We start from the raw sequence: 26,166 nt of genomic DNA, 5'->3' as shown, positions 1-26,166 counted from the left end.
TTGGGACCTCCGGTCCCTAGCGCAGCTCGGAGGGGGGAACGCGACGCCCGAAATTATCGTCGCTCCGCTGGCTTCGCCACCCCCTCCCCAACCCTCCCCGCAAGAGGGAGGGTGTCGGCCGGAACATGCTCTCGACGCCTAAGCTATTCCTCAGCAAGTTCCCGTAACCGACTCGTTACAAATCGTTTCTCCGCCGCATTGTCGCTCAGCGCCAGAGCGCGCCGATAGCTCTCGGACGCTTCCGCCCGCCGCCCCAGCCGGCGCAGGAAGTCGGCCCGCGCCGCGTGTGCCGGTTGATAGTTCGGCAGGGCGGGCAACACCTCTTCGATGGCCGCCAGACCGGTCTCGATGCCCTCGGCCATGCCCAGAGCCACCGCGCGGTTGAGCGCTGCCACCGGCGACGGCGCCACCTGCGCCAGGAGGTCGTGAAAAACGAGGATCTCGGCCCAGTCGGTTGCGTCGGCCGCATGCAGCGCGGCAATCGCCGCCTGCAGGACATAGGGTCCCGGCTGCTGCATCGGCAGCGCCTTGCGCACCAGCGTCTCGCCCTCGGCAATCATCTCCCGGTCCCACAGGTTCCGGTCCTGGTCGGCATGCAGCACGATGTCTCCGGACGCCGTCCGGCGGGCGGCGCGGCGCGAGTGGTTGAGCAGCATCAGCGCCAGCAGGCCCAGCGTCTCGCCATCCGGCAGCAGGTCGACCAGCAGCCGCCCCAGCCGGATTGCCTCCTCGGCAATCTCCATGCGGTGGTGCGAGTAGCCCTCGTTGTAGACGAGGTAGATCACCTTGAGCACCGCCCCCAGCCGCTCCGGCAGCGCACTGCGTTCGGGCACCTCATAGGGCAGCTCGAGGCTCCGGATCCGCCCCTTGGCCCGCACGATGCGCTGCGCCAGCGCCGGCGTGGCCACGAGGAAGGCGCGGGCGATCTCCTCGGTGGTGAGACCGCAGACCTCCCGCAGCGTCAGCGCCACCTGGGCTTCTGCCGGCAGCGCCGGATGACAGCAGATGAAGATGAGCCGCAGCGTGTCGTCGGCCATTTCCTCAGGCTCCCGCATCGCCGCCTCCTCTGCCGCTTCATCGACCTGCCGGCCCAGTTCCGCCTGCAGCTCGCGACCGAACCGCGCCTTCTTGCGCAGCCGGTCGATCGCCTTGAACCGACCGGCCGATACCAGCCAGGCCCGCGGGTTGTGCGGCAACCCGTCCCGCGGCCATTGCGCCGCCGCCGCCGCAAAGGCGTCATGCAACGCTTCCTCGGCCAGCTCGAAGCCGCCGAGCAGCCGGATGAGGCTGGCGAGCACCCGGCCGGACTCGGCGCGGTAGATGCGTTCGATGTCAGCGCTTGTCGGGATCAATGACGAGTTCCGGTCGCACTTCGATGGCCCCGAACTTCCCCACCGGGATCTTCGCCGCGATGCCGATCGCCTCGTTGAGGTCGCGCGCTTCGATGAAGATGAAGCCGCCCAGATGCTCCTTGGTCTCGGCGAACGGCCCGTCGGTGGTGCTGATGCCGTCCGCCGTCCGGCGCACGATCACCGCCGAATTGCCGTCCTGCAGCGCCGACGAGGTGAGGTAGTGCCCGCGCTGCCGCAGCTCTTCGTCATAGGCCAGCGAGTCGCGGTCGAGCTGCGCCCACTCCTCCTGGCTCTGCTTGAACATCTCCTCGACATCGAGGTGCACCAGCAGCATGTATTTCATCGGTCTCTCCCTTTGCGTTTGTGCTGCCACTGGTCGCCGCGATGCGGCCGGTTTCGACAGCACCCGCCGGTTTATTCGACGTCGCCGGGCGGCGGGGCGGCGGCCTTTTCGGCCTCCAGTCTGGATTTGAGCCGGGCGACCTGCTTTTCCAGCGCCTCGTTATGCGCCTTGAGCTGGCGCAGGCGGGATTCGGCGGCCTTGAGATAGTCGATGCCGAGGTCGGAGCGACGTACCTCCGCCGCGGCCCGGGCGCCCAGCGCCCGGCCCTCCAGCACATCCCACCAGGTCAGATGATGCTTTGCGATCATGCTGGTCGCGGCAGCAGCGGCCGCGGCTCGTTCGCCGGCATGATCGGATCCGAGCAGCCCCAGAATGCGGTCGAGCCTCGCCAGGTCTTTCTTCTGAATGACGTTCTCCCGCCTCACTCAGGTGGCCGCCTTTATGGCGACAACCTCGATCTCTTCGTCGCGCCCGCCGGCTTCGAAGGGCACCACCTCGCCCGCTTCCGCGCCATCAAGCGCCTGGGCAAGCGGCGATGTCCAGGCCAGCAGGCCGGCTGCCGGGTCCGCCTCGTCCTCGCCGACAATGGTCAGTTTCACCAGCCTACCGCCACGCCTGATCGACACCTTTGTCCCGAAACTCACCTGCTGCGGCGCTGCTACCGGTGCGACAAGCTGCATGGTGGCGCGCCGCGCCGTCCAGTAGCGCAGGTCGCGCTGCAGCACTGCCAGGGCGCTGTCATCGGCGCGTTCGATCTGCCGGTCGAGCCCTGCGATCTCTGCTTCGATCAACGCGGCGCCGCGTGCGGTCACGAGGTTTGCAGCGCTGCTCATCGTCCGCTCTTCCAGCGGCGGCGGCGGGGCGTCGTCGATTTCCTTGGTGAATGCTCGGCTCATGAGGTCGGAACGCGGCTGCTGCTCATTGGATGCCCAGCTTACAGCCGGGCGCCAGCCAATCCAGCCCTACAGACGACGTCGGCCGCGTCGCGCAATGCCCTGATGGATCACCACCCGCATGGCCTCCCGGGCCGCATCGGACCGGCCCTCGGCGATAGCGTCGGCAATGGCGCGATGCGCAGCGACCAACTCCACATGCTCCTCGGGGTGCTCGTGTGGCGAACTGATGGTGAGCATGTTGACCAGCGCCACTTCGATCAATGTTGATATCGAGCGCAGGAACGGATTGGCCGCGGCATCGGCCACGGCCAGGTGGAAATTGAGATCGGCGCGAACAAAGTCGCTGGCCGAAACCTTGTCGCTCCCCATCTGCTCAACGAAGGAAAAGAGCTGCTGCAATTGCGCCGGTGTCCGCCGCTGGGCCGCCAGCGCAGCGGCTTCCGGCTCCAGCGCCAGCCGCATTTCCCCCAGATACATCAGGAAGTCGGCGTCAAATCCCGACTTGGCATGCCAGATCAGCACGTCCGGGTCGAACAGGTTCCACTCCGTGCGCTGCCGCACCCGCGTGCCGATCCGCGCCTTGGCCTGGATCAGCCCCTTGCCGCTGAGTGTCTTCATCGCCTCGCGCAGCACCGTGCGCGACACGCCGAACCGCTCCATCAGTTCGGCATCGCCGGGCAGGATGGTGTTTTCGGGATAGACGCCGGAAATGATCCCCATGCCCAGTTCGCGCACGACATGGGCCGTGTACGAACGCGCCGGGTCATCGGCGGCATAGTCGTGGGTTGCGGCGTAACCGGTCACGGCGGAAGTCCGATCCAACAGGGGTGAACTGGTTCTGTCACATTCAAAACATGCAAACGACTCTCATTTGCCCGATTGGCGGAAATTCGGCAGCAGCAGCGCGGCGCGCGGCCCGGCGATCTGCCGTCCTCCCCGCCTAAGCCGAAAGGCCCGTTGAACATTTCGAGCTAACATGTCAGTTAGCTCTGGAGATTTTGGAGGAGCATGGCATGGCCAGGCAAGAGTTTGAAAAGCGCCAGGTTGGACGGACCGATCTGCAGGTCACGACGCTGGGCTGCGGCAGCGCCACGCTCGCTGGCATTTTCCAGGAAGTCCCCGACGCGCAGGCCCGGGCCACCCTGACCCATGCCCTCGACAGCGGTATCGACCTGATCGATACCGCACCGCAATATGGCTATGGCCGCGCCGAGCACATGGTGGGCGACGCCCTGCGTTTCCGCCAGGACGGTATTACGCTGTCGAGCAAGGTTGGCCGCCTGCTGCGTCCCATCCGCTCGGAAAGCGAGCGCGAATACCCGCATTCCTGGGTCAAGCCGTTCCCCTTCGAGCAGGTCTACGACTATTCCTACGATGGCATCATGCGCTCGCTCGATGCCAGCATGCAGCGCCTCGGCCTCAGCCGCGTCGATATCCTCCTGGTCCACGACATCGGCGTGGCGACACATGGCGCCGAGGCCAACGCCGTTTACTGGAAGCAGCTCGCCGAGGGCGGCTACCGCGCCCTGCAGGAACTGAGGAACGCCGGCGTCGTCAAGGCAATCGGGTTTGGCGTCAACGAGTGGGAAGTCCTGATGGACGCCTTCGAACTGGGCGACTGGGACGTCTTCCTGCTCGCCGGCCGCTATACCCTGCTTGAGCAGACGTCGCTCGATCCGTTCCTCTCGACCTGCCTTAAGCGCGGCGCCTCGATCATCTGCGGCGGCCCGTTCAACGGCGGCGCGCTGATGGGTACCGGTACCTGGAACTACGCCGCCGCACCCGAGCATATCTCGAAAAAGGTCAAGCAACTCGAGGAGTTCTGCTCCGAGTGGAAGGTGCCGATCGGCGCTGCGGCCCTGCAGTTCCCGCTCGCCCACAAGGCGGTCTGCAACGTCCTGCCCGGGCCGCGCTCGCCCGCCGAGCTCGATGGCATCCTGACGTGGTGGAACACCAGCATCCCTGACGAGTTCTGGACCGCTCTGGCCGACAAGGGCCTCGTCGCGCCCGGCACGCCGCTGCCCAACGGCAAGACCGCCTAGGTTCTGTACCCATAAAGGGGATTCCCTTTGAGTACGAAGGCTGATTCAACCTCCTGAATGGAGGTGGCGATGGCTCGATTTGATCTCAGCGATGCGGAGTGGCGGATCATTCTGCCCCTCCTGCCCAACAAGCCGCGCGGAGTGCCGCGCACCGATGACCGACGGGTGATCAACGCCATCTTCTATGTGCTGCGCACCGGCTCGCCCTGGCGCGACCTGCCGGAGCGCTACGGCCCCTATACGACCGCCTATAACCGGTACAACCGGTGGGCCAAGGCCGGGGTGTGGCTCGGGATATTCGAAGCCCTCGCCGAGCGCTCGCCGCAGTCGATGGCGCTGATCGACAGTTCGATCATCCGGGCACACCAGCACGCCGCGGGCGGAAAAAAGGGGGCCCGGATCACGCCATCGGTCGGTCTCGTGGAGGACTGAGCACCAAAATCAATGCCGTGGTCGATGGGACCGGCCTGCCGATCCGCATCATGCTCACTCCCGGCCAAGCCTCCGACAAGCAGGCCGCCGCCGTCCTCATCGAGAGCCTTACACGCACCCGCGACCTTGTTGCCGACCGCGGCTATGACGCTCGCGTCCTCATCGACCTGGCTGCGGCACGGGGAGCCCGTGCCCACATCCCCACACAGAAAGACCGCAGGGTCCAGCGCAGCATTGACCGGGGCCTCTATCGCGAACGCAATCTGGTCGAGCGCTTCTTCTGCAAACTCAAACACTTCCGTCGCGTCGCCACACGATTCGACAAGCTCGCCCGCAACTTCCTCGCCAGCGTTCTGCTCGCCTCAATCCCACTCTGGACCAGAAGTTATGAGTCCAAGACCTAGTGCCCGACTGCTTTTTCCAGATAATGCTGCCGGATGCCGAAGAACGCTTTGGCATCCGCGATCTTTTCCAGCACCGCCGGATCCCTGCCCTGCCGCTTGCGCTCGCCGACGATCATCACGTTCTTGGGCGTGTGCTGGTCGGAGATGAACTCGAACACCTTGGTCGAATAGCCGAAATACTCGAGCACCAGCGCCCGGATGCCATCTGTGACCATTTCGGCCTGCCGCTCGACGAAAATGCCGTGCCTGAGCAGGTAGTCGAGCTGTGTTGTGGCGTTGGCGGTCTCGATTTCGCGCCGGATCTGCTTGTGGCAGCACGGCGCCACGACGATCAGTTCGGCCTCTGCGGCGATGCCCTTGGCAATGGCGTCGTCGGTTGCCGTGTCGCAGGCATGCAGCGCGATCAGCGCGCTCGCGCCCGTGCTGTCATAATCGGCGATCGATCCCTCGACAAAGCCAAGCGCTCCCAGTCCCGTCTTCGCCGCAATGGAGTTGCAGAGCGAGACCATGTCCGGCCGCATCTCCACGCCAACCACCTTGGCATCGGAATGCAGCGTGTTGGCGAGATAGTCCGCCACCGCGAAGGTGAGGTAGCCCTTGCCCGAGCCCATATCGACGATCGACTTGAGCCGGTCCGGGCGAATGGACTTCAGCAACGGGCCGAGAATTTCGACATAGCGGTTGATCTGCCGGAACTTGTCCTGCGCCGTGGGCAGCACCTTGTCCTGCGCGTCGGTGACGCCCAGTTCGCGCAGCCACGCCTTCCCCGCAGGGATCGGACGCGCCTTCTGCCGGTCATGGGTCCGCGACAACGGCGCCGTCTGGCTCGGCGGCGCCTGCTTTAGGCGGGGGGCCTTCCCCTGGAAATCGAGGCTCCAGTCACCGGCCGTGGTGAACAGTTGCGCCAGGTTGAACTCGATCCCGACCAGCCCCTGCAGCAGCTCCAGCGACTCGTCCCAATCGTGGTTCTTGACGATATCGCGGGTCTTGTGGTGCCAGGTGAAGCTGAGCTGCGGCTGGCGCTTGATGATCACCGGCTTGATGTCCACCGACTTCAGCGACTCGTGCGTGCCCGCATAGGCACGCAGCCCCAGTTTCACCAGACTGCCCTCGGTAAAGGCGGTCTGCAGCGTGGCATAGAACTGGTCAGGCTTGGAAGGCGACGTGTCGATGGCAGTGATCCCGGCTGGTGTGCAGCCCCCGATATAGGCGCAGGCGGCCGCCAGCACTAGGTTCTGTACCCATAAAGGGGATTCCCTTTGAGTACGAAGGCTGATTCAACCTCCTGAATGGAGGTGGCGATGGCTCGATTTGATCTCAGCGATGCGGAGTGGCGGATCATTCTGCCCCTCCTGCCCAACAAGCCGCGCGGAGTGCCGCGCACCGATGACCGACGGGTGATCAACGCCATCTTCTATGTGCTGCGCACCGGCTCGCCCTGGCGCGACCTGCCGGAGCGCTACGGCCCCTATACGACCGCCTATAACCGGTACAACCGGTGGGCCAAGGCCGGGGTGTGGCTCGGGATATTCGAAGCCCTCGCCGAGCGCTCGCCGCAGTCGATGGCGCTGATCGACAGTTCGATCATCCGGGCACACCAGCACGCCGCGGGCGGAAAAAAGGGGGCCCGGATCACGCCATCGGTCGGTCTCGTGGAGGACTGAGCACCAAAATCAATGCCGTGGTCGATGGGACCGGCCTGCCGATCCGCATCATGCTCACTCCCGGCCAAGCCTCCGACAAGCAGGCCGCCGCCGTCCTCATCGAGAGCCTTACACGCACCCGCGACCTTGTTGCCGACCGCGGCTATGACGCTCGCGTCCTCATCGACCTGGCTGCGGCACGGGGAGCCCGTGCCCACATCCCAACACAGAAAGACCGCAGGGTCCAGCGCAGCATTGACCGGGGCCTCTATCGCGAACGCAATCTGGTCGAGCGCTTCTTCTGCAAACTCAAACACTTCCGTCGCGTCGCCACACGATTCGACAAGCTCGCCCGCAACTTCCTCGCCAGCGTTCTGCTCGCCTCAATCCGACTCTGGACCAGAAGTTATGAGTCCAAGACCTAGTCCGAGATCTTGCCCAGCACGTCCTTGACCTTGGAGTTGATCTGATCGAGCGAATAGGGCTTGGGCAGGAATTCCACGCTCTGGTTGTCGGCGATATCCTGGCGGACATTCTCTTCGGCATAGCCGGAGACGAAGATCACCTTGAGGTCGGGCATGTGCTCGCGCACCTTGGTGAGCAGTGTCGGCCCATCCATCTCGGGCATCACCACGTCAGAGATCATCAGGTCGATCTCGTAGTTCTCATCCTCGAGGATTTCGAGCGCCACCTCGCCGGAATCGGCCTCGAACACCTCGTAACCGGTGGTACGCAGGGCCCGCGCCGAGAACACGCGGACATTGTCTTCGTCCTCGACGAGCAGGATACGCTCGTGCCCCGTCAGATCCTTGACCGGCGCCACCACGGCCTTGGCCGCGACTTCGCCCTCGGCCGCGATGTGCCGCGGCAGGAAGATCTTGAACGTCGTGCCCTTGCCCAGCACCGAGTCCGGATAGATGAAACCACCGGTCTGCTTGATGATGCCGTAGACGGTCGACAGCCCCAGACCGGTGCCCTTGCCCAGTTCCTTGGTCGAAAAGAACGGTTCGAAGATCTTTTCAAGAATCTCGGGCGACATGCCGGTGCCGGTGTCCTCTACCTCGATCAGCACATAGTCGGCCGGCGGCATGCCGGTATAGACCAGCCCCGCACTCTCGCTCTCGGTGACATTGCGGGTGCGGATGGTGATCTTGCCGCCGCCCGGCATGGCATCGCGCGCATTGACGACAAGATTGACCACCACCTGTTCGAGCTGCACCAGGTCGGCCTTGACCGGCCAGATGGCGTGCCCGTGGTCGACATCGAGCGTCACCGCCTCGCCGATCAGCCGCTTCAGCAGCACCGTCAGGTCGTCGATATGGGTGGTGATTTCCAGAATCTGCGGTCGCAGCGTCTGGCGGCGCGAGAACGCCAGCAGCTGCCGGGTCAGGCCGGCAGCACGGTTGGCGCTGTTCTTGATCGCCATTAGGTCGTTGAACGACGGATCGCCCGGCTTGTGCTTGAGCAGCAGCAGATCGGAAAAGCCGATAATGGCGGTCAGCACATTGTTGAAATCGTGCGCCACACCACCGGCGAGCTGGCCAACCGCCTGCATCTTCTGGCCCTGGGCAAACTGCGCCTCGAGCTTGCGCTGGTCGGTCATGTCCAGCGAGTAGATGTTCACCCGCTCGGGCGAATCCGCGCTGACTTCCGACCCGGAGACATAGAGGCGCACGGCATGGTCGCCCTCGCGCGCCAGCAGCGCGTCCACCGGTTCGATCTCGGACTTGTTGGCAATGGCGGCGGCAATGGCGGCGCGGAACTTCTCGCGGCTGGCCTCGGCGATGAGATCTTCCATCGGCTGCATCTCGATGGTCTGCTCGCCGCCCGACCAGCCGAATATCCGGCTGAACGGCGCATTGGTGCGCACGATGCGGCCCTCGCCGTCGAGCGTCGCGATGGCAAACGGCGTATCGTTGAAGAACCGCGAGAAGCGGATCTCGGAGACGCGCAGCGCCTCCTCCTGGTTGACGCCGCCGCGCTTGTCGAGGACCAGCGTCCGCGTCTCGCCCAGTTCGCCGTCGGCCAAGCGCGCAGCGCGATGCAGCAGCCGCACCGGGAAGCTGGTGCCATTGCGGCGCACCAGGTCGATGTCGATGATCTCGGTGCGGATCTCGCCGTCGCCGCGGCCGTGCATCAACAGGCTGGCGCCGTCGCCGCGCACCAGATTGTCGAGCTTGATCAGGTCGGTCTCGAACTCGGCCAGATCGTAGCCCAGCCAGTCGGCCAGGGTGGAATTGAGATACTGGATCGATCCCTTGGCATCGGCCGAGAAGAACCCGGCCGGCGCATGATCGAGATAGTCGATGGCGCGCTGCAGCTCCCGGAACGCGTTGTCCTGCCGCTCGCGGTCGCGGGTGATGTCCTCGACCGACCACAGGACCAGCGGCTTGTTCGAACCGTCGACCGGCGGCAGCGCCCGCACCCCGACGCGGTACCAGAACGGCTTGGTGCTGCCCCCCAGGCCGCCGCCCAGACTACCGATCAGCTGGATGTCCTCGCTGGCGGGACGCCCGTCGCGCCCGGCCCGGCTCAGCCGGTAGATCGCCTCGCTGGCCTCGGGCTGGCCGGCAAAGAGCCGCGGCACGCCAACCGGCACGCCATCGGTCAGGCTCCCCGGAAAGCTGCCATAATGCGCATTGACGTAGGAGATCTTGCCGTCCCGGTCGGTCACCACCGCGCCATAGGGCAGGCTGTCGACAATCGCCCGTGACACGGTCCGTGTCTCGTCGCTCGAGGCGAAACGGAAGAGCCCGGCAGCAATGGCAAACAGGCAGAAGACGCCGACAACGGCGAGGAGGCCGAGAAACACCAGGATCAGGTCGGGCGGAATATGCTCGCCGAGCGTCGACAGGGCGACGGCGACAAGGATGAAGAATGCCGCCAGCGCCACGACGCGCCAGAGTCCGGCGACGCCACGCTGCCTGCTGATCAGGGGATCGGGATAGTTGTCCTCGTCGAGCGGCGTGATGGCCATCTAGATTGTCTTGCTCCCGACACCTTGTCTGGCGGGCGAATCAGGCCCTCAGAAGACCTCTAGCAAATGGCCGCGCGCCTGAGGAGACTTCAGCCCGAATTGCTGCCCGGATCGGACGCTTTCAACAGCAGGTCGGTGTGCATATGAGGTACGCTCGCCACGGTGTTGCAATTGTGGGCGGAACCGGGCAGTAAACAAGTACTCATCGGACCCGGTGCGATCCCGGGTGGCTCTTCCGGCCGCCGATCCGCCGGATACTCATATTGAAACAGCGTCGTGAATTGGCTCGCATCCCAGCGAACCGACCCGGCCGGGCTTTGTGATTTTATGACCCTCGTTGAAACTTTCCGCCGCGACTGGCTCTCCAATATCCGCGGCGACATGCTTGCCGGCATCGTCGTTGCCATGGCGCTCATCCCCGAGGCGATCGGCTTTTCGATCATCGCCGGTGTCGACCCCAAGGTCGGCCTCTATGCGTCGTTCCTGATCGCCATGATCATTTCCATCACCGGTGGCCGCCCCGCCATGATCTCGGCCGCCACCGCCGCCACCGCGGTGCTGATGGGCTCGCTGGTCCGTGACCACGGGCTGCAGTATCTGCTCGCAGCCACGGTGCTGGCCGGTGTCATCCAGATGATCGCCGGCTATGCCCGGGTCGGCTACATCATGCGCTTCGTCTCGCGTTCGGTGATGACGGGTTTTGTCAACGCTCTGGCAATCCTCATCTTTCTGGCGCAGCTGCCCGAACTGACCGATGTCTCGTGGGAGACCTATGCGATGATCGCGGGCGGCCTCGCGATCATCTATCTGTTTCCGCGCCTTACCCGCGCCGTGCCCTCGCCGCTCGTCTGCATCGTCATCCTGACCGTGCTGACGGTTGCCCTCCAGCTCGACGTGCGGTCGGTCGGCGACCTCGGCGAACTGCCGACGGCGCTGCCGAACTTCCTGATCCCCGATGTGCCGTTCACGCTCGAAACGCTCTGGATCATCCTGCCCTACTCCGTCGGCGTTGCCGCCGTCGGCCTGCTCGAAAGCCTGCTGACCGCCTCCATCGTCAACCAGATGACCGATACGCCCAGCGACAAGAACCGCGAGTCCGTCGGTCAGGGCATCGCCAACTTCATCACCGGCTTTTTCGGCGGCATGGCGGGCTGCGCCATGATCGGCCAGTCGGTGATCAACGTGAAATCGGGTGGACGCACGCGCCTCTCGACCTTCACCGCCGGCGCCTTCCTGCTGTTCCTGCTGGTGGTGCTGGGCGACATCGTCGGCCTGATCCCGATGCCGGCACTGGTTGCCATCATGATCATGGTGTCGATCGGCACTTTCAGCTGGTCGTCGCTGAACGACCTGCGCAAGCATCCGCGCCGCTCCAGCCTGGTCATGCTGGCCACCGTGCTGACCGTCGTCGGCACCCACAACCTGGCGCTCGGCGTCGGCGTCGGCGTGCTGCTGTCGGGCATCTTCTTTGCCTGGAAGGTCTCACAGATCTTCCGCGTCACCTCGGTCCTGACCGAGGATGGCCGCGAGCGGGACTACCTGATCGAAGGCCAGTTGTTCTTCGCCTCGTCGGAGGATTTCCTCAAGGCCATGAACTTCAAGGAAGACCTCGCCCGCGTGCGGCTTGACGTGTCGAAGGCCCATATCTGGGATCTGACCGGCGTCAATGCAGTCGATACGGCCGTGCTCAAGTTCCGGCGCGAGGGGATCGAAGTGGACCTGGTCGGCATGAACGATGCCAGCGCCACCATCATGGACGATCTGGCCCAGCACAACGAGCCCGACGCCATGGAGAAGGTGCTGGGGCACTAGGACCGCTTCCAGCTCGACTTTTCCTTGATCCGCATGACAAAGCCGATGACCTGCGCAACGGCCTTGAAGTGCTCGGCCGGGATGGTCTGATCGACATCGACGCTGGCAAAGAGCGCCCGCGCCAGCGGCGGGTTCTCGATAATGGGCACGTCGTGATCGGTGGCGATCTCGCGGATCTTGGCCGCAATGGCATCGGCGCCCTTGGCCACGCAGACCGGGGCCGCCATGTCGCGATCATATTTCAGCGCCACCGCGAAGTGGGTCGGGTTGGTGATGACGACAGTCGCCTCGGGGACCGCAGCCATCATGCGCTTGCGGCCGCGCTCCTGGCGCAGGGCGCGGATGCGGCCCTTGACCTTGGGGTCGCCTTCCATCTGCTTGTACTCGTCGCGCGTCTCCTGCAGCGTCATCTTCTGGCGCTCCCACCAGCGGTTGCGCTGATAGACGTAGTCGGCCAGCGCCATGATGGTCACAACCGCGATGACGGCGGTGAAGATCTTCACCCCCAGGTCGAGGAAATCCCTGAGGATCATGCTCACATCGGCACTGATCAGCACTTCCATGTGGCCGACCTCGGGCGCCACCACGAACCAGAGCACGCCGCTGACCACGGCGATCTTGATCAGCCCCTTGACGAAATTAACCAGCGCCTCGCGCGAAAATTGCCGCTTCAGGCCGGCGAGGGGCGAGACCTTCGAGAATTTCGGCTTGATCGGATCGACCGATATCAGCGGCCGGTGCTGGATCAGGTTACCCATGGTGGCAAAGGCGGCGATGACCACCATCGGCACCAGGGCCACCAGCATGATGCCGATGGCGAGCTGCCAGAAGATGACACCAAAGGCGTTGCCGCCGACCTCGTACAGGTCGGCATTGGCGAGCAGCCCCTTGAGCGCCTCGGCCAGCGCCTGCGAGGTACCCGGCGCGAGGACTGCAAACATCAGCGCCGATCCGGACAGCGCGAACCAGGTGGTCACCTCCTGGCTTTTGACGACATCGCCCTTCTTGTGGGCGTCCTCGAGCTTTTTCTGGGAGGGGTCTTCGGTTTTCGAGGCCTGTTCGGGGGCTTCGTCGCTCACCGCGCCAGCCCCCTCAGGACAGCAAATTCACTTTCGACGTGCGTCAGGTACCAGCCCATCATCATCGTCAGCAGCAGTGCGAGAAGGATCAGCCCGACGCCGATGGTGGCCGGCATGGCAACGAAGAACACCTGCAACTGCGGCATCATCTTGCCCAGGATTCCCATGCCCAGGTAGAACACCAGCCCGAGCACGATGAACGGCGCCGACATCTGCACGCCGATCACGAAGGCGCTGGCGGCCGACTGGATCGCCAGTTGCAGGGCGTCGTCGAACATCAGCGGGTCGGTGGGCGAAAAGATCATGTAGCTGTCATGGATCGCCGACAGCGCCACGTGATGCAGATCCGTGGCAAAGATCAGGGTCACCCCGAGCATGCTCAGGAAACTGCCGATGATGGCGCCCTGGATGCCGCCATTGGTGGGGTCGGCCGACTGCGCAATCGACAGGCCGGTCTGAAAGGCAATGATCGAGCCGGCGACCTGCGTCGCCATCATGATCAGCCGGGTGATGCCGCCCAGGATCAGGCCAACCAGCAGCTCGTGCACCAGCAGCGCAATCATGTCCACCATCTGCTCGGGCATGGGCGGCAGAGATGGCGAGATCAGCGGATAGAGCACCAGCGAGAACACCAGTGCAAAGCTCAGCCGCATGCGCGCCGGAATCACCGCCTCGCCCAGCGCCGGCAGCAGCATGAGCAGCGTGCCGACCCGCGCGAACAGCAGGATGTAGAGAAAGGCTGTCGAGGGCAGCCAGTTGAGCGAGACCATGCCGCTAGCCGCCGACCACGATCAGATCGGCCATGCGCGTCATGAACCCCTGCATCATGGCGCCCATGAACGGCAGAGTCAGCAGCATGGTGATGAAGATGGCGATGATCTTGGGCACGAAGACCAGGGTCATTTCCTGGATTTGCGTCAATGCCTGGAACAGGGCGATCACCACGCCCACGATCAGGCCCACCAGCATGATCGGCGCTGAAATCAGGATCAGCGTCCAGATCCCGTCACGCGCGACGTCGAGAACTACTGCGCCGGTCATTTCTGCCTCACTTCAACCTGCCTGCTAATCGCTACGGATTCGGGCTCAGAGTCAGCAGTCATTCGACACTAGATGGGCATCCGCATGATTTCTTCGTAGGCCGAGATCACCTTGTCGCGCACCGTCACCATGGTTTCCATGGCCAGTTCGGCCTGCGACATGGCCGTGACGACGTTGACCACATCGGCCTTGCCGTTGACCATCTGCATCGACAACTGCTCGGACGCATTGCCGGTATTGACGACGCTCTGCACCGATTGCGCCAGCATCTGGCTGAAATCCTGCCCCTGCCCCTGCCCGCTGGTGGCGAGCATGTCGGTATTGGGCTTGGCCGCCTGGCTGATGAGCTTTTGCGCATTGCCATAGGCGGCAGTCGCAGCATTGAACGGAATAGCCATGTTTCAGCTCCTCAGCCGCGCAGGATGTTGATCGTCTGACCCAGCATCTGCCGGGTGACGGTAACGACGTTCAGATTGGCCTCGTAGGTCCGCTGCGCCTCGCGCATGTCCATGGTCTCGATCAGCGAGTCCACATTGGGATACTGCACGTAGCCATTTTCATCGGCGGCCGGATGCCCGGGCTCGAAGCGTGACTTGAAGTCGCTCATGTCGTAGGCGAGCCGGCCGATCTGCACGATCTTGCCGCCCGCCTGTTCGTCCATCACCGCCTTGAAGGTGGGGATCCGGCGCCGGTACGGCTCGTCGCCCGGCGCTTTGCCGGCTGAATCCACGTTGGCGATGTTTTCGGCGATCACCCGCATCCGCGCATTCTGGGCATGCAACCCGGACGCGGCGATCTGCAACGAGGAGTAGAAATCCGACATCGACTATCCTACTGACGCCCGAGCGCCGTCTTGATGATGCGGATCGAGCGCGTGTAGAGCGCCGTCACCGCCTGGTAATCCATCTGGTTGGAGGTGACCTTCATCATCTCGTCTTCCAGCGTCACGCCGTTGCCTTCCGGCGTCAGTTCGAAATTGTTGAGCTGCCGCGCATCGAACCCGTCGGCGCCGCTGCCCGCCTTGACGATGTGGCCGGCATTGGTCGCGGTGGTCGAAATGCTGGCAACCGACAGATTGCGCATATGCTCTTCGAACCCGTAGGCCTTCAGATCCCGCCCGCGGTAGCCGGGTGTTTCGGCGTTGGCGACGTTTTCTGCCAGCAGACCTTGACGGGCCTGATGCCATTTCATCTTTTCGGTCAGCGCCGAAAGCAGTGGAATGCTGGTCATGCCCATGCCGGAATCTCCGTAGCAGATGGGCAAATCCTGCCGGGTGATGGTTAATCAGCCGTTAACGATGTTGCAATTTGAACCAAATGCGCCTCGCATTCCGCACAATCGGGTCTACATACTAGGCAATAAGTGCTTAGTTGGCGTTCAGTGAACGCAGCGCGACACGCGGAGTCCACGCATGCAATTCCTCACCGCCCTGTTCGGAGGGTCGGAAAACACGATCCTCAACGCGGCCTTTGCTTTGGGAATTGTGCTGGCGCTCGTGCTGATTGGTCTCTGGATCATGAAGCTCGTCATCCAGGCGACCGGCACCATGAGCCGCGGCCGCGGCAGGCGACTGACCATTGTCGAAAGCGTGCAGATCGACGCCAGGCACAAGGTGACCATCCTGCGCCGGGACAATGTCGAGCACGTCATCATGACCGGCGGCACCCAGGATGTGGTGCTCGAATCCGGGCTTGCCGTCGACCCGCCCGGCCGACGCCTGCCGGCCAAGCCGGCGGTCGCTCCGGCAGCGGAAAGCAAGCCCGAAACCGCCGGGCCGCGGGCGACGACGTCCACCCGCCCGCGCGAGGCCAGTACGCACCCGCTGCCGCGCCAGGTTTCCCTCCTGCGCAACAGCCTGCTCCGCTCCTCGGCCCGCGATACCCACGTTATCCCCATCAAAGGGTACAATTCGGACGCCGTCGCGTCCAACTCAGCTACAAGCGGGCCAGTGAACCAGAACAACGGACAGGCCAAGCTTGGCGCCGCTACTTCCAGCCGCATCCAGTCCGCCCCCAAAGCCGAGGGGAAGTGAGCGGCACCTTGTCCGCAACCGGCTGCTGACCCTTGCCGCCCTGCTGGCGGCTATCCTGATACCGACGCTGGCCTTCGGACAGGACATTTCGATCGATTTTGGTGACGACGCGACGCTGACCGAGCGCGCGGTTCAACTCGTCGGCCTGGTGACCCTGCTGTCGCTGGCGCCCTCGATCCTCGTCATGGTGACGAGCTTTACCCGGATCGTCGTCGTCCTCTCGCTGCTGCGCACCGCCATTGGCCTGCAGACCGCACCACCCAATTCGGTGATGGTCAGCCTCGCGCTCTTTCTGACCATCTTCATCATGGGCCCGGCCCTGCAGGAATCCTATGATCGGGGCATTGCCCCGCTGCTGGCCGGAACAATCGAGATCCAGGAAGCCTTCGACCTCGCGTCCGCTCCCGTCGCCACCTTCATGAAGGCCAATGTGCGCGAGCAGGATCTGGTGCTGTTTTACGACCTCTCCAACCAGCCGCTGCCGGAAGATCCGGACTCGGCCATCCCGCTGAACATTCTCATCCCGTCGTTCATGATCTCGGAACTGCGCCGCGCCTTCGAGATCGGCTTCCTGCTCTTCGTCCCCTTCGTCATCATCGACATGGTCGTCGCCTCGGTGCTGATGTCGATGGGCATGATGATGCTGCCGCCAGTAGTGATCTCGCTGCCGTTCAAGCTGATCTTTTTCGTCCTTGTGGACGGCTGGCACCTGGTGGCCGGATCGCTGGTCCGAAGTTTCGTCAGCGGCTAGACGGCGCCAGCCGGGGCCGCCGCCGACGCCGGCGCCACCGCATCTGCACCGGCATGAAGCTGCCGGTACGACGCGAGGAAGGCATTGAGCGTATCGATGCTGGCCACCTCGGCAGCCACCTTCTTGAAGCCGTCGCTGGTCGGCGAGATATCGCTGGTGACGAAATCGAACACCGGCCATTGCGCCGTCTTGGCCATCACGTCCCCGAACTTGCTGCGCAGGCGCGATATGCCCATGCTGTCATTGGCCAGCACGAATCCGACCGCCGACTTGATGATCTGCATGCGCCCGGTCTGATCGAGCGACGGCGAGGTGTCGCCGGCCGTATAGACGATTTCGATGGCCTCGGCGGCGCGACCATAGTTCCTCGACTGCCACAGGCCGTCGATCCGCAGCAGATCGGCGTCGCGTCCCTTGACCCGCGACAGCAGGTCGAGCGCCAGTTCCTCGCGCCCCACATCGATCAGCGCCCGGGCTTCCAGAATGCGCCGCTGCCGCTCGAGCAGTGGTGACAGATCAGCCAGCCGGGTATTGTTGAGGGCGCGCAGCGCGCCCTTGGCATCACGGGCGGCAATGCGGATCACCGCCAGGTCTGCTGCGATCTGCGCCTGCGCCACACCCTTGAGCCGGTTGTCGATCTGGTACTCCAGCAGATCGCCGGCCTGCGTCAGCAGATCTGCCTTCACCAGCCGCCGCGCCAGATTGCGGATCATTTCGTCGCCGCGTGTCCCGGGCGGCGTCAACTGCTGGTAGTCGTAGTAGAGCGACAGGGCCTCGACATCGGACAGCTGGTCGGCTGCCCCATCGAGATAAAGGATGGAGAACTGCCGCTGCGCCTCGTTGAGCAGCGCGGTGATCGACGGATTTTCGGGGTAATAGGCAACGGCCTGCCGCACCACGTCGAAACCCTCGCGATACTGCCGGTTCCTGAAATAGAGCTCGGCCAGGAGCTTGGACATGTCGGCTTCCAGCCGGTTGCCGCGCCACAGCATGGCTTCGGCAGCCAGCGTGTCGGTGGCTTTCGCCAGATCGATGCGGCCCTGTTCGTCGAGCACCAGCAACGTGCGGTACACGGCCTCGGCGCGGGTCGGCCGCACGTCCTCGGTGATCACCTGCCCGTAGGCGTCGAGCAACTCGTCGAACTTGCCGTCGAGTTCGGCGAGGCGCCCCTGCAGCAGCTGATAGTTGCTGATCTGCTCTTCGTCGAGCATGGCGAACTCGACATTGCCGAGAAGCCGGCTGGCATTGGCCGGATCGTTGGTCTCCAGCGCCGCGCGTGCGGCGGCCAGCAGGAAGCGGGAGCGCACCCAGGCGGGATAGGATTCGATGACGCCCTCGGAGGTGATGGCGTCGAGGCGCCCGCCCAGATAATCGCCGGCCTCGGACCGGGCGATCGAGCGCCACATCACGCCGTCGATCTGGTCGTCGTAGTCGCCCGTGGCGAGAATGCTGACGGCCTCCTCGGGCCGGTAGGCGATGACATCGGCGATCGCCTTCATCAGCCTGAGCTTGGTCCGCAAGTCCTCGGTCCTCAGCTCGCTGTCGAGCAGGTCGAGCACGCCGATCGCTTCGAAGGCGAACTGATTGGCGATCAGCAGCTCCGCCAGGTCCAGCCGGGCCAGATCGCGCAACCGGCCATCAGCGTCGGCTGCCTTGCTGACGGCCTCCTCGCGCGCCTTCTGGAAGCTGAGCGGATCATCGCTCCTGTCGGTCGCCAGATCGACATAGCCCATCCGCGAGGTAGTGGGCGCTTCGGCATCGGCCGGGCGGCCGGGACGCACATCGGAGAGCGTCAGCCCGTCTTCGGTGCGGACAACGGCTTCCTTGCCCTCGATGGAGACGCGCACGTCGTCATTATTGGCTTTGACAACCAGCCCCTGCACCGAGCGCAGCGCCGTGAAATCGACAAAGCTGAAGCTCCGCGATGCGCCTCGCGACGGCGGATAGGCGGTCACCACGCTCAACACGTCGCCGACCTCGGGATCGCGGAACTGATGCACCTTGGCCGGCCGCTCGAGGTCGGCGCGCATCTCGAAGCGTCCCTCGCGGTCGCGCAGACGCGTCAGGGACAGCGGCTCGGTCGGGTTCAGCAGCACATCGCCCAGCGACAGCACCCAGGAGCGGCCCTCCGAGCCAAGGGTTGCCAGCCGTTCGGTCGACAGATCGATGCGGACGACAGCACTGTCCCCGGCCGGGATCACTTCGAAATTGTTGGCGATGGACGACAGCGCATCGTTGGTGACCGGTGTGTTGATCGCGGTCGAAGTGTCGAACAGCAACCAGACCGTGTCGGCGCGCCGGAACACCGCTGCCGCCGTATCCTGTTCGAAGGGGAACGCCACACGCACGGTCGAGCCAACGGTCGAGACCACCGGCGTCAGCGCCAGCTGCTGGTGCGACGGCCCGTGCAGTTTGCCCGCGCCATCCGCCTCGGCATGGGCCTCATCCTCATGCGCCCGCTGCGCCTCGGCTTCGGCCTTCACCTTTTCGGCGGCCGCAATGGCGGCGGCCAGCCCGCTCTCGCGCGAGATGTCGATGTCGAGCACATAGTCCTTGGGAGAACTGGTATAAAAGCGCGGCACGATGCCCGGCGCGACCTTGAGAGTGACGCGCGAACCATCGAGGGTCACCGCATTGACGACCTCCTTGAGTTCGACCGGCATATTGGCCTTGAGCTCATAGAGATCGATCGGCACCGGCCACTCGAAGTCGATGACCGCCGTCTCGCCCTCGACCGAGAACTGCGCCTTGGTGTCGACGTTCCAGGCAAACTCGGCGCGCACGAATGTCGGGTTCTGCCCGACCCGGAGCGTCGCCACCGGATTGAGCCGCTTGGCCTCCTCGGCCTTCCGTTTCTGCTCGGCCAGCATTTCGGCCTGCCGGGCGCGATTGGCAAGATCGGCGACAACCTCGTCGGGCAGCCCGGGGGGCAGGCCCTGCCATGTCGTCGGCATCAGGTCGATGAACAGCTTTTCGGCCGCTTCCATGTGATTGACGTTGAGCGCCGCGCGCAGGCCGAAGCGCACTCCCCTGCCGTCCGGATCGACGCGCGCCACCGAAATATAGCCCGGCAGGGCCACGGCCACGTCGGGCAGCGTCAGCTCGATCGGGTTCTTGAACTCGACCGCCAGCACGCCGTTCTCGTATTTGACGCTATACGCGGGAAGGTCGTTCCGCCCCGCAAAGCTCAGCACCAGCCGGCCAAAACCGCCACTTTCCATGGTGACGTGCAACTGCGACTTGTCCTGAGCGAAGGCGAGCGTCGGCAGCAGGCCGATCGCGGCCACTATGACGAGGCGCAGCAGCCCATTCAGTGCGCGCGCCAACGTTGCGGAGTATTCATTCATTGCCGGCTTCTGCCTGCCTGTGTCTATGTCCCGCAGGACAATAGAGCGGCCGGGCTTAACGCGGCGCTAACCCAAGCGGCCAAAAGGCCCGTAACGGCAGGCTATTACTGGCCAACGATCTGCGGCAGGGCGGCGATGTTTTCGGCTGTGACCGCGATAGTCGGCTCGATCGGCGCAGCCGCCATGACCGCGGTAAGGTCCTTGGCCCGCACCGGATCCATGCTCGCCAAAATTGGCGCCATCTTCCGCGGGTTGATCGCCTTCGCCACCCGCAAGAGTGTATTCAGGTCGAGCTCGTTCAGGATCCTCGCGGCATCCTTGGGCTTCATGTTCTCGTACATCGAGATCACGCCCTTGAACTGCTCCTCCTCGGCCGCCTTGCTCTGGTCCACCAAGGCGTCGATGCTGGCCTGCAACTGCTCGAGCAGCGCCGTGCGCTCGTTGATCCGCTTCTCCGCGGCCTCGACCACGGCCATCCGCATGGCCAGTTCCTGTTCGCGCTGGTCGAGTTCGGAACGACGTTCGCCCAGCCGCTCGATGACCGCCGCTTCGCTGCCTTCCCGGGTCGAATAGGGCACCAGCTTTCCGTCCGGCCCCATAACCATGGCGATCGCATCGCCGTCGGCCGTGACCAGCGGCGGATCGCAGGGAATGCCGGCCGGCGCTTCCGCGCCGTGTCCGTTGCTGGCCGCCTCGGCCGCCGCCGCCGCCAGTTCGTCTGCCGGGACGCAGGCTGCGTCTGCGGCCGGCGCGCTGTGGTCTCCGCCTTCGGTCGTCGCTGCGCTTTCGACCGCATGCTCTCCCGACGCCGGCGCGGCGCCGTGGCCGGCCGCCACGGGCTGTTCGCCCAGTGGCAGCGTCGGCGCGTCGTCAGCGGCAGTCGGTGCCGCGTCCGTCATGCTGTGCTCGGTCATCGCCGCGGTGCCGTCGGCACCGGTCTCGGCGTTCTCGCCATCCTTGCTGCCGCCACCCTTGCTGCCACCACCCGCAGCCACAGCCGTCGTCGTGCCGATCAGCACGTAGCCGCCATTGGTCAAAAGGCCGACGCCCTTGAAGACCAGCAGCGCCGCGGCGGCGAAGATGACGATCGGCAGGAGGCGGATGGTTTTCATGCGGCGTTTCCGCTGATCCGCGGTCGGGTGGCCAGCTGCTGCAGCGCCGAGTGCAGTTTTCGCTCAACCGGCTTGGCCGGCTCGACCGCCTGCAGGTCGGGTCCACCGCCCGGTGCGCTGCGCGCCATGGTGGTGATCTTGGCAATCTTGTCCATGATCTGCTGGCCGGCATTGACGTGGTTGGCCAGCTCGATGCCGAACTTCTCGGCCTCCTGCAGCCGGCCATTCAGCACGTTGTCGGCCTCCACTGCCGCCGTCTTCAGCTCGGTCACCGCCGCATTGGCCAGCGACGTGGCCTGCACCAGGTCGGTGACCATCTTGCGCAGCTGGTCGCGATCGGAGTGCAGGCGCTTCAGGCGTTGGTTGAGAATGACGCAGTAGCCGATTGTTGTCGCCAGCAGAATGGCAACTGCGGTCTCGACGATAATTCCCAGCGACATGCCGAACATCACTTGCCCTCCCGAGGCTCGTCTATCGCTTCGAACGCCGCCATCGTCACTTTTGGCGGGTTGAGCGGGCGCGCGATGCGCACTGAAATATTCTTGCCGATATGCCCCATGATGGCCTCGGTCAGGTCGATATCGCCGCAGCGCAGCTTGATCGGGTCGCTGGGCGAGCGATCAAACATCACCGTGTCTCCCGGCTGCAGTCCGAGTACCCGGTTGAGGGGCAGTTGCACCTCGTGCAGCACGGCCTCCACCTCGACATCGGCCGCGTAGATTTCCGTCGCGAGATGGCCTTCCCAGATGGGATCGCGGCCGAATTTCTCGCCCATGTACATCTGCAGCAACTGCTCGCGGATCGGTTCGATCGTCGCGTAGGGCAGCAGCATCTCGACCTTGCCGCCGCGGTCGTCCATCTCGATGCGCAACTCGATCAGGATGGCGGCATTGGCAGGACGCGAGATCGCCGCGAACCGCGGATTGGTCTCCAGCCGCTCGATCTTGAAGTGCACCGGCGTCAGCGGCTCGAAGGCCTTGTGGGTGTCCTCGAGGATGACCTCGATCATGCGGCGCGCCAGCGCCATTTCAATGGTCGTGTAGGGCCGGCCCTCGACGCGGATGTTGCCGCCCACGCGCCGGCCGCCCAGCAGGACGTCGATCATCGAGTAGATCAGCGCGCTGTCGACGGTCATCAGCCCGAAATTGTCCCATTCCTCGGCCTTTATGACCGTGAGGATGGCGGGCAGCGGGATGGAATTGAGGTAGTCGCCGAAGCGCACCGAGGAGATCAACTCCATCGACACTTCGACATTGTCGGAGGTGAAATTGCGCAGCGACGTGGTCGCCAGTCGAACCAGCCGATCGAACACGATCTCGAGCATCGGCAGGCGTTCATAGGACACCAGCGCCGAGTTGATGAGCGCCTGGACGCCGGTCAGCTCGATATTGCCGCCGGCATTGGCATCAAAGCCGAGCAGGCTGTCGATCTCGTCCTGGTTGAGCACCCGGTCAACATTGTCGCCGTCGCCCGCCGACTCCGCGTTGAGCATGTCTGCCCACTCGGCCGACATTTCCTCTTCGCTGGTTTCATCCTCGGCTTCAGCCGCACCCGAACCGGCGCCGGCATCCACGCCCGCAAGCGCTTCATCCAAGTTCCAGTCGTCCGAAAGTTTGTCCTGATCCGAGGGAGGCATCTACTGCACCAAGATTTCCTTGAAGAGAATGCTGTCGATCTGCGCCGGGTAAATGGCGACGTTGACGCGACGGCGCAGTTCCTCTTTCAGACGATATATCCCCGCGGAGCCGTCGAGATCGCTCTTGCGCAGCTCGCGCATGTAGACCTGGAAGGCGTCGACCACCTTGGCCATCCGCGGCTGAATTTCGGTCATGACCTCTTCACTGGCGACTTCGAGGGCGATGGTCAGCTTCATGTAGGCTGCGCCCTGCCCCTCGGACTTGAGGTTCACCGTCATGGTCGGCAGGTTGAAAATGAAGCCCTCGTGCGCCGCTTCCACCGCATGCTCGCCTGCCGCTTCGGGCGGCGCCGAGAACAGCAGGAAATAGGCGGCCGCACCGCCACCGATGACGAGGAATGCCGCAGCACCGGCGATCAGCATCAGCGGCAGCTTCTTCTTGGCTTTGGCTTCGGTAACCTCGCCATCGATTTCCGCTTCAGCCGACATGCCCTAAACCCCAGTGCAACCGAACGATTCCGGCGACCGGACAAGCTATGCAGCCGGGTGGTTAACGATTGGTTACGACCCGCCCCATACCGGCACATTTTGCCCGGCAAGGTTTGCCGGTTGCTCGCATTTACCGAGCTCGGGCTTAAGTGCCATTGGCGTCTAAACGTTGGATTTTATTCAATTTTCCAACTTGGCACGGTTTCTGCAACGTCATTTGCGAACCGCGTCGGCTTGGGGAAGTCGGCAGGGTTCGGGGAATAACGGGGACCGCGCTCAATGGAAAATGCGCAGCTGATCTCGCTTTCGCGCCAGGTGGCGCTGCAGCGGCAGATGGATGTGGTGGCGAACAATCTCGCCAACATCAACACGACAGGATTCAAGGGCGAGAAGATGCTGTTCGAACAGTATCTGATGCCGGTCGCCAGCGATCGGGACTTCGCCTATCCCGACCAGCCGCTGCACTATGTCGAGGACTGGGCAACCATCCACGACATGGACGATGGCGCCGTCGAGCTGACCGGCAACCCGCTCGACGTTGCGCTGAGCGGCGAGGGCTTCCTCACCGTCCAGACCGCTGCCGGCGAGCGCTACACCCGCTCCGGCGCCCTGCAGATCAGCAGTGAAGGGATCCTTGTCGACCTCAGCGGCAACCCGGTGCTGGCCGACGGCGCGCCGGTCCAGTTCAACTCCTCCGATACCGACATCAGCATTTCGCCCACCGGCACCATCTCCACCAACAATGGCAGCAAGGGCCGCCTGCAACTGGTGGAATTCGCCTCGCCGCAGGAACTCGTGCGGGAAGGCGACAACCTCTACGCGGGCGGCACGCCGATCGCTGCCGTCGCCACCAAGGTGACCCAGGGCGCCATCGAGCGCTCGAACGTCTCGGGTGTCCGCGAAATGACCGAAATGATCCGCGTGCAGCGGGCTTACGAAAGCCTCGCCAGCAGCATGCAGAAGCAGGACGAGATGCGTCGCAGCGCCATCCAGCGTCTCGGCGAAGTGAACGCATAGGAGATTTGAAATGAAAGCACTCTACATCGCATCGAGTGGCATGGCGGCGCAGGAGCGCAACGTCGAAGTCATTTCCAACAATATCGCCAACATGCGGACCACCGGCTACAAGCGCCAGCGCGCCGAGTTCCAGGACCTGCTGTACCAGTCCTACCGCCGCGCCGGCGCATCCACCTCGGACCAGGGGACCCAGGTCCCGGCCGGCATCGAGATCGGCTCGGGCGTCAAGACTTCGGCTACCCCCCGCATCATGACCCAGGGGTCGGTGTCGCCGACCGAGAAGGAACTCGACGTCGCCATCCGCGGCGAAGGCTACTTCCCTGTCGAGATGCCTGATGGCACCACGGGCTACACCCGCGACGGCTCGTTCGAGCGTGATTCCACCGGCCAGCTCGTCACCGTCGACGGCTATGCGGTCGAGCCCGGGATCACCATCCCCGACACGGCGACCGGCATCTCGATCAGCGCCGACGGCATCGTCGAGGCCTTCCTGCCCGGCACAACGCAGCCGACACAGGTCGGCCAGCTGCAGATTGTCCGGTTCGTCAACAAGGCGGGCCTGCAGTCCCTGGGCGACAACCTGTTCGCCGAAACCGCATCGAGCGGCGCGCCGCAGACCGGCACACCCAATCAGGATGGCCTCGGCAGCCTGATGCAGGGCTATCTCGAAATGTCCAACGTCAACGCGGTGACCGAAGTCGCCGACCTGATCGCCGCCCAGCGCGCCTACGAGATGAATGCGCGTGTCATTTCCGGAGCCGACCAGATGCTCCAGGCCACCAGTCAGCTGCGCTGATAGGGAGAAGCTAGATGAACCTGTTCAAGTCCTTCGCCCTCGCCGCCCTCGGCATGTCTCTTTCCACCGTCACGCTGGGTGCGCCCTCGCTCAAGGCCGATGTCACCGTGACGGCCGAGATCGTCACCGTCGGCGACATGTTCAGCGACGCTGGTGCCCTGGCCGAAAAGGCCCTCTTCCGCGCGCCCAAGCCCGGCACCACCGGCATCGTTGATCTCGGCGCCGTCACCCACGCCGCCAAGCTCATCGGCCTCACCGAGTTCGAGAATGTCGGCGTCGCCCGGGTCCGCGTCTCACGCGCCGCAACGATCATCGACGCCACCATGCTCGGCGACCTGATCACCGGCGACCTGATGAACCGCGGCATCATCGATGCGGGCGTGGTGCCGCAAATCGCCTTCAACACCCAGGACATCAGCTTCAATGCAGAAGCGGTGGCACAGCCCGTCCGGCTGATCACTGTCCGCTACATGCCCGGCAGCGGTGCCTTCAGCGCCCGTTTCGAGATTGCCGGCACCGACCTGCCGGTGGATGTCGATGGCCGCGTCGACCTCATGGTCGAGGCCCCGCATCTGGCTGGCGCCCGTCCGGCCGGTACGGTGCTCTCCCCGTCCGACATCGAGATGAAGATGGTGCCGCTCAAATATGCCGAGTCCACCGGCATCATCGACATGACCCAATTGATCGGCAAGGAACTCCACCGCCCCGGCCGCTCCGGACTGATGCTGCGCGCCGGCGACGTCTCCGATCCGATGGCCATCGAACGCAACCAACTGGTGACGGTCTACCTGCGCAACGGCCCAATGACCCTCTCGGTCAAGGGACAGGCGCTCAACAGCGCCTCGGCCGGACAGCCTGTGCAGGTGCTCAACACCGTGTCCAAGAAGATCCTCAGCGGCGTGGCCCTGGCCAATGGCGGCGTCGAAATGACCTCTACCCTCAATGTGGCCGGCCTTTAGGGCACG

At 64.3% G+C, this 26,166-nt stretch carries 27 protein-coding genes and 1 other annotated feature; of the genes, 9 read left to right on the top strand and 18 right to left on the bottom strand.

What is annotated here, in order from left to right:
* Positions 1–143 precede the first annotated feature (143 nt).
* The 5 genes from AC0L4C_RS13200 to AC0L4C_RS13180 all read right to left on the bottom strand — a co-directional run bounded on the left by AC0L4C_RS13200 (position 144) and on the right by AC0L4C_RS13180 (position 3,395).
* Positions 144–1,349: an RNA polymerase sigma factor gene (locus tag AC0L4C_RS13200; protein ID WP_473403519.1), complete on the bottom strand. Its 1,206-nt coding sequence runs from the start codon at positions 1,347–1,349 to the stop codon at positions 144–146.
* Positions 1,333–1,695 (bottom strand): YciI family protein, encoded by a 363-nt coding sequence (locus AC0L4C_RS13195; protein WP_473400101.1) that lies wholly within the window; start codon positions 1,693–1,695, stop codon positions 1,333–1,335. Before AC0L4C_RS13195 ends, AC0L4C_RS13200 begins: the two co-directional genes overlap by 17 nt.
* 71 nt (positions 1,696–1,766) lie before the next feature.
* On the bottom strand, positions 1,767–2,120 hold the full coding sequence (locus tag AC0L4C_RS13190; protein WP_473400100.1) for a hypothetical protein: 354 nt from the start codon (positions 2,118–2,120) through the stop codon (positions 1,767–1,769).
* Positions 2,121–2,591: a GreA/GreB family elongation factor gene (locus tag AC0L4C_RS13185; protein WP_473400097.1), complete on the bottom strand. Its 471-nt coding sequence runs from the start codon at positions 2,589–2,591 to the stop codon at positions 2,121–2,123. It lies immediately after the preceding gene.
* A 66-nt stretch (positions 2,592–2,657) separates the two neighbouring features.
* Complete coding sequence (locus AC0L4C_RS13180) at positions 2,658–3,395, bottom strand: FadR/GntR family transcriptional regulator (RefSeq protein ID WP_473400096.1); 738 nt, start codon at positions 3,393–3,395, stop codon at positions 2,658–2,660.
* A 209-nt stretch (positions 3,396–3,604) separates the two neighbouring features.
* Between AC0L4C_RS13180 and AC0L4C_RS13175 the strand changes: the two genes are divergently transcribed.
* Together AC0L4C_RS13175 and AC0L4C_RS13170 are read left to right on the top strand one after the other, a co-directional pair.
* Positions 3,605–4,633 carry an aldo/keto reductase gene (locus tag AC0L4C_RS13175; protein WP_473400095.1) on the top strand — a complete coding sequence of 343 codons (1,029 nt, stop codon included), beginning with the start codon at positions 3,605–3,607 and terminating at the stop codon, positions 4,631–4,633.
* Between the two features lie 69 nt (positions 4,634–4,702).
* Positions 4,703–5,469, top strand: a protein-coding gene (locus tag AC0L4C_RS13170; protein WP_473399404.1) for an IS5 family transposase whose coding sequence is annotated in 2 segments (ribosomal slippage) — positions 4,703–5,012 and positions 5,012–5,469 — 768 coding nt in all. Because the reading frame shifts where the segments join, the coding sequence is not laid out codon by codon here.
* Here AC0L4C_RS13170 and AC0L4C_RS13165 read toward each other — a convergent pair.
* Positions 5,466–6,698, bottom strand: coding sequence for a class I SAM-dependent methyltransferase (locus AC0L4C_RS13165; protein ID WP_473400094.1), 1,233 nt, complete (start codon positions 6,696–6,698; stop codon positions 5,466–5,468). The genes AC0L4C_RS13170 and AC0L4C_RS13165 overlap by 4 nt on opposite strands.
* 72 nt (positions 6,699–6,770) lie before the next feature.
* Here AC0L4C_RS13165 and AC0L4C_RS13160 point away from each other — a divergent pair.
* A protein-coding gene (locus AC0L4C_RS13160; RefSeq protein WP_473400093.1) for an IS5 family transposase occupies positions 6,771–7,537 on the top strand; the annotation gives its coding sequence in 2 pieces (ribosomal slippage) (positions 6,771–7,080 and positions 7,080–7,537; 768 coding nt in all).
* On the opposite strand, the gene cckA is transcribed toward AC0L4C_RS13160, so the two are convergent.
* Positions 7,534–10,089: a cell cycle histidine kinase CckA gene (cckA, locus tag AC0L4C_RS13155; RefSeq protein WP_473400092.1), complete on the bottom strand. Its 2,556-nt coding sequence runs from the start codon at positions 10,087–10,089 to the stop codon at positions 7,534–7,536. The genes AC0L4C_RS13160 and cckA overlap by 4 nt on opposite strands.
* Before the next feature lie 204 nt (positions 10,090–10,293).
* Positions 10,294–10,349 (top strand) — a sequence feature (sul1 is cis-regulatory element that is thought to sense ions involved in sulfur or methionine metabolism; They are found in Alphaproteobacteria).
* Positions 10,350–10,416: 67 nt separating this feature from the next.
* On the opposite strand from cckA, the gene AC0L4C_RS13150 reads away from it, so the two are divergent.
* Entirely contained in the window at positions 10,417–11,901 is a 1,485-nt protein-coding gene (locus AC0L4C_RS13150) for a SulP family inorganic anion transporter (protein ID WP_473400091.1), read from the top strand.
* On the opposite strand, the gene flhB is transcribed toward AC0L4C_RS13150, so the two are convergent.
* The 6 genes from flhB to flgB all read right to left on the bottom strand — a co-directional run bounded on the left by flhB (position 11,898) and on the right by flgB (position 15,251).
* On the bottom strand, positions 11,898–12,980 hold the full coding sequence (gene flhB, locus AC0L4C_RS13145; protein ID WP_473400090.1) for a flagellar biosynthesis protein FlhB: 1,083 nt from the start codon (positions 12,978–12,980) through the stop codon (positions 11,898–11,900). The two genes, AC0L4C_RS13150 and flhB, sit on opposite strands and share 4 nt — an antisense overlap.
* On the bottom strand, positions 12,977–13,750 hold the full coding sequence (fliR, locus tag AC0L4C_RS13140; protein ID WP_473400088.1) for a flagellar biosynthetic protein FliR: 774 nt from the start codon (positions 13,748–13,750) through the stop codon (positions 12,977–12,979). Before fliR ends, flhB begins: the two co-directional genes overlap by 4 nt.
* 4 nt (positions 13,751–13,754) lie before the next feature.
* Positions 13,755–14,021 (bottom strand): flagellar biosynthesis protein FliQ, encoded by a 267-nt coding sequence (gene fliQ, locus AC0L4C_RS13135; protein WP_473400087.1) that lies wholly within the window; start codon positions 14,019–14,021, stop codon positions 13,755–13,757.
* Positions 14,022–14,089: 68 nt separating this feature from the next.
* Entirely contained in the window at positions 14,090–14,419 is a 330-nt protein-coding gene (gene fliE / locus AC0L4C_RS13130; protein WP_473400086.1) for a flagellar hook-basal body complex protein FliE, read from the bottom strand.
* Between the two features lie 11 nt (positions 14,420–14,430).
* Complete coding sequence (gene flgC / locus AC0L4C_RS13125) at positions 14,431–14,844, bottom strand: flagellar basal body rod protein FlgC (RefSeq protein WP_473400085.1); 414 nt, start codon at positions 14,842–14,844, stop codon at positions 14,431–14,433.
* Between the two features lie 8 nt (positions 14,845–14,852).
* Positions 14,853–15,251 carry a flagellar basal body rod protein FlgB gene (gene flgB / locus AC0L4C_RS13120; RefSeq protein WP_473400084.1) on the bottom strand — a complete coding sequence of 133 codons (399 nt, stop codon included), beginning with the start codon at positions 15,249–15,251 and terminating at the stop codon, positions 14,853–14,855.
* Between the two features lie 181 nt (positions 15,252–15,432).
* On the opposite strand from flgB, the gene AC0L4C_RS13115 reads away from it, so the two are divergent.
* Both AC0L4C_RS13115 and fliP read left to right on the top strand, forming a co-directional pair.
* Positions 15,433–16,053: a hypothetical protein gene (locus tag AC0L4C_RS13115; protein WP_473400083.1), complete on the top strand. Its 621-nt coding sequence runs from the start codon at positions 15,433–15,435 to the stop codon at positions 16,051–16,053.
* Positions 16,054–16,075: 22 nt separating this feature from the next.
* Positions 16,076–16,804 carry a flagellar type III secretion system pore protein FliP gene (gene fliP, locus AC0L4C_RS13110; protein ID WP_473403518.1) on the top strand — a complete coding sequence of 243 codons (729 nt, stop codon included), beginning with the start codon at positions 16,076–16,078 and terminating at the stop codon, positions 16,802–16,804.
* On the opposite strand, the gene AC0L4C_RS13105 is transcribed toward fliP, so the two are convergent.
* From AC0L4C_RS13105 to AC0L4C_RS13085, 5 genes are all read right to left on the bottom strand, one after another.
* A complete protein-coding gene (locus tag AC0L4C_RS13105; protein WP_473400082.1) occupies positions 16,801–20,151 on the bottom strand; it encodes a hypothetical protein in 3,351 nt (1,116 codons plus the stop codon). The genes fliP and AC0L4C_RS13105 overlap by 4 nt on opposite strands.
* Before the next feature lie 104 nt (positions 20,152–20,255).
* Positions 20,256–21,263 (bottom strand): MotE family protein, encoded by a 1,008-nt coding sequence (locus tag AC0L4C_RS13100; RefSeq protein WP_473400081.1) that lies wholly within the window; start codon positions 21,261–21,263, stop codon positions 20,256–20,258.
* Positions 21,260–21,712, bottom strand: a complete 453-nt coding sequence (locus tag AC0L4C_RS13095) for a DUF6468 domain-containing protein (protein ID WP_473400080.1) — start codon at positions 21,710–21,712, stop codon at positions 21,260–21,262. Before AC0L4C_RS13095 ends, AC0L4C_RS13100 begins: the two co-directional genes overlap by 4 nt.
* A complete protein-coding gene (fliM, locus tag AC0L4C_RS13090; RefSeq protein ID WP_473400078.1) occupies positions 21,712–22,899 on the bottom strand; it encodes a flagellar motor switch protein FliM in 1,188 nt (395 codons plus the stop codon). The genes AC0L4C_RS13095 and fliM overlap by 1 nt, the downstream gene beginning before the upstream one ends.
* Positions 22,900–23,388: a flagellar basal body-associated FliL family protein gene (locus AC0L4C_RS13085; RefSeq protein ID WP_473400077.1), complete on the bottom strand. Its 489-nt coding sequence runs from the start codon at positions 23,386–23,388 to the stop codon at positions 22,900–22,902.
* A 279-nt stretch (positions 23,389–23,667) separates the two neighbouring features.
* Between AC0L4C_RS13085 and flgF the strand changes: the two genes are divergently transcribed.
* Genes flgF through flgA form a run of 3 tightly spaced genes read left to right on the top strand, consistent with a single transcriptional unit; the run spans position 23,668 to position 26,160 of the window.
* Complete coding sequence (flgF, locus tag AC0L4C_RS13080; RefSeq protein WP_473400076.1) at positions 23,668–24,405, top strand: flagellar basal-body rod protein FlgF; 738 nt, start codon at positions 23,668–23,670, stop codon at positions 24,403–24,405.
* 10 nt (positions 24,406–24,415) lie between these two features.
* The gene (gene flgG, locus AC0L4C_RS13075; protein ID WP_473400075.1) at positions 24,416–25,201 is read left to right on the top strand and encodes a flagellar basal-body rod protein FlgG; all 786 of its coding nucleotides are present in this window, start codon (positions 24,416–24,418) and stop codon (positions 25,199–25,201) included.
* Between the two features lie 14 nt (positions 25,202–25,215).
* The gene (flgA, locus tag AC0L4C_RS13070) at positions 25,216–26,160 is read left to right on the top strand and encodes a flagellar basal body P-ring formation chaperone FlgA (RefSeq protein WP_473400074.1); all 945 of its coding nucleotides are present in this window, start codon (positions 25,216–25,218) and stop codon (positions 26,158–26,160) included.
* Positions 26,161–26,166: the final 6 nt, after the last annotated feature.

This window comes from Devosia sp. J20-27 (genome assembly GCF_055808595.1).
Note: the sequence above shows the minus strand (reverse complement) of the source record. Positions and strands in the feature narration are given on the sequence as shown.

Coding starts and splice junctions, on each gene's coding strand:
- cckA (WP_473400092.1), bottom strand. CDS start 10,089: ATGGCCATCACGCCGCTCGACGAGGACAACTATCCCGATCCCCTGATC.
- AC0L4C_RS13150 (WP_473400091.1), top strand. CDS start 10,417: ATGACCCTCGTTGAAACTTTCCGCCGCGACTGGCTCTCCAATATCCGC.
- AC0L4C_RS13095 (WP_473400080.1), bottom strand. CDS start 21,712: ATGTTCGGCATGTCGCTGGGAATTATCGTCGAGACCGCAGTTGCCATT.
- flgB (WP_473400084.1), bottom strand. CDS start 15,251: ATGACCAGCATTCCACTGCTTTCGGCGCTGACCGAAAAGATGAAATGG.
- flgC (WP_473400085.1), bottom strand. CDS start 14,844: ATGTCGGATTTCTACTCCTCGTTGCAGATCGCCGCGTCCGGGTTGCAT.
- AC0L4C_RS13115 (WP_473400083.1), top strand. CDS start 15,433: ATGCAATTCCTCACCGCCCTGTTCGGAGGGTCGGAAAACACGATCCTC.
- fliE (WP_473400086.1), bottom strand. CDS start 14,419: ATGGCTATTCCGTTCAATGCTGCGACTGCCGCCTATGGCAATGCGCAA.
- flgA (WP_473400074.1), top strand. CDS start 25,216: ATGAACCTGTTCAAGTCCTTCGCCCTCGCCGCCCTCGGCATGTCTCTT.
- AC0L4C_RS13105 (WP_473400082.1), bottom strand. CDS start 20,151: ATGAATGAATACTCCGCAACGTTGGCGCGCGCACTGAATGGGCTGCTG.
- fliR (WP_473400088.1), bottom strand. CDS start 13,750: ATGGTCTCGCTCAACTGGCTGCCCTCGACAGCCTTTCTCTACATCCTG.
- AC0L4C_RS13185 (WP_473400097.1), bottom strand. CDS start 2,591: ATGAGCCGAGCATTCACCAAGGAAATCGACGACGCCCCGCCGCCGCCG.
- AC0L4C_RS13175 (WP_473400095.1), top strand. CDS start 3,605: ATGGCCAGGCAAGAGTTTGAAAAGCGCCAGGTTGGACGGACCGATCTG.
- AC0L4C_RS13195 (WP_473400101.1), bottom strand. CDS start 1,695: ATGAAATACATGCTGCTGGTGCACCTCGATGTCGAGGAGATGTTCAAG.
- AC0L4C_RS13100 (WP_473400081.1), bottom strand. CDS start 21,263: ATGAAAACCATCCGCCTCCTGCCGATCGTCATCTTCGCCGCCGCGGCG.
- flgG (WP_473400075.1), top strand. CDS start 24,416: ATGAAAGCACTCTACATCGCATCGAGTGGCATGGCGGCGCAGGAGCGC.
- flgF (WP_473400076.1), top strand. CDS start 23,668: ATGGAAAATGCGCAGCTGATCTCGCTTTCGCGCCAGGTGGCGCTGCAG.
- fliQ (WP_473400087.1), bottom strand. CDS start 14,021: ATGACCGGCGCAGTAGTTCTCGACGTCGCGCGTGACGGGATCTGGACG.
- fliM (WP_473400078.1), bottom strand. CDS start 22,899: ATGCCTCCCTCGGATCAGGACAAACTTTCGGACGACTGGAACTTGGAT.
- AC0L4C_RS13085 (WP_473400077.1), bottom strand. CDS start 23,388: ATGTCGGCTGAAGCGGAAATCGATGGCGAGGTTACCGAAGCCAAAGCC.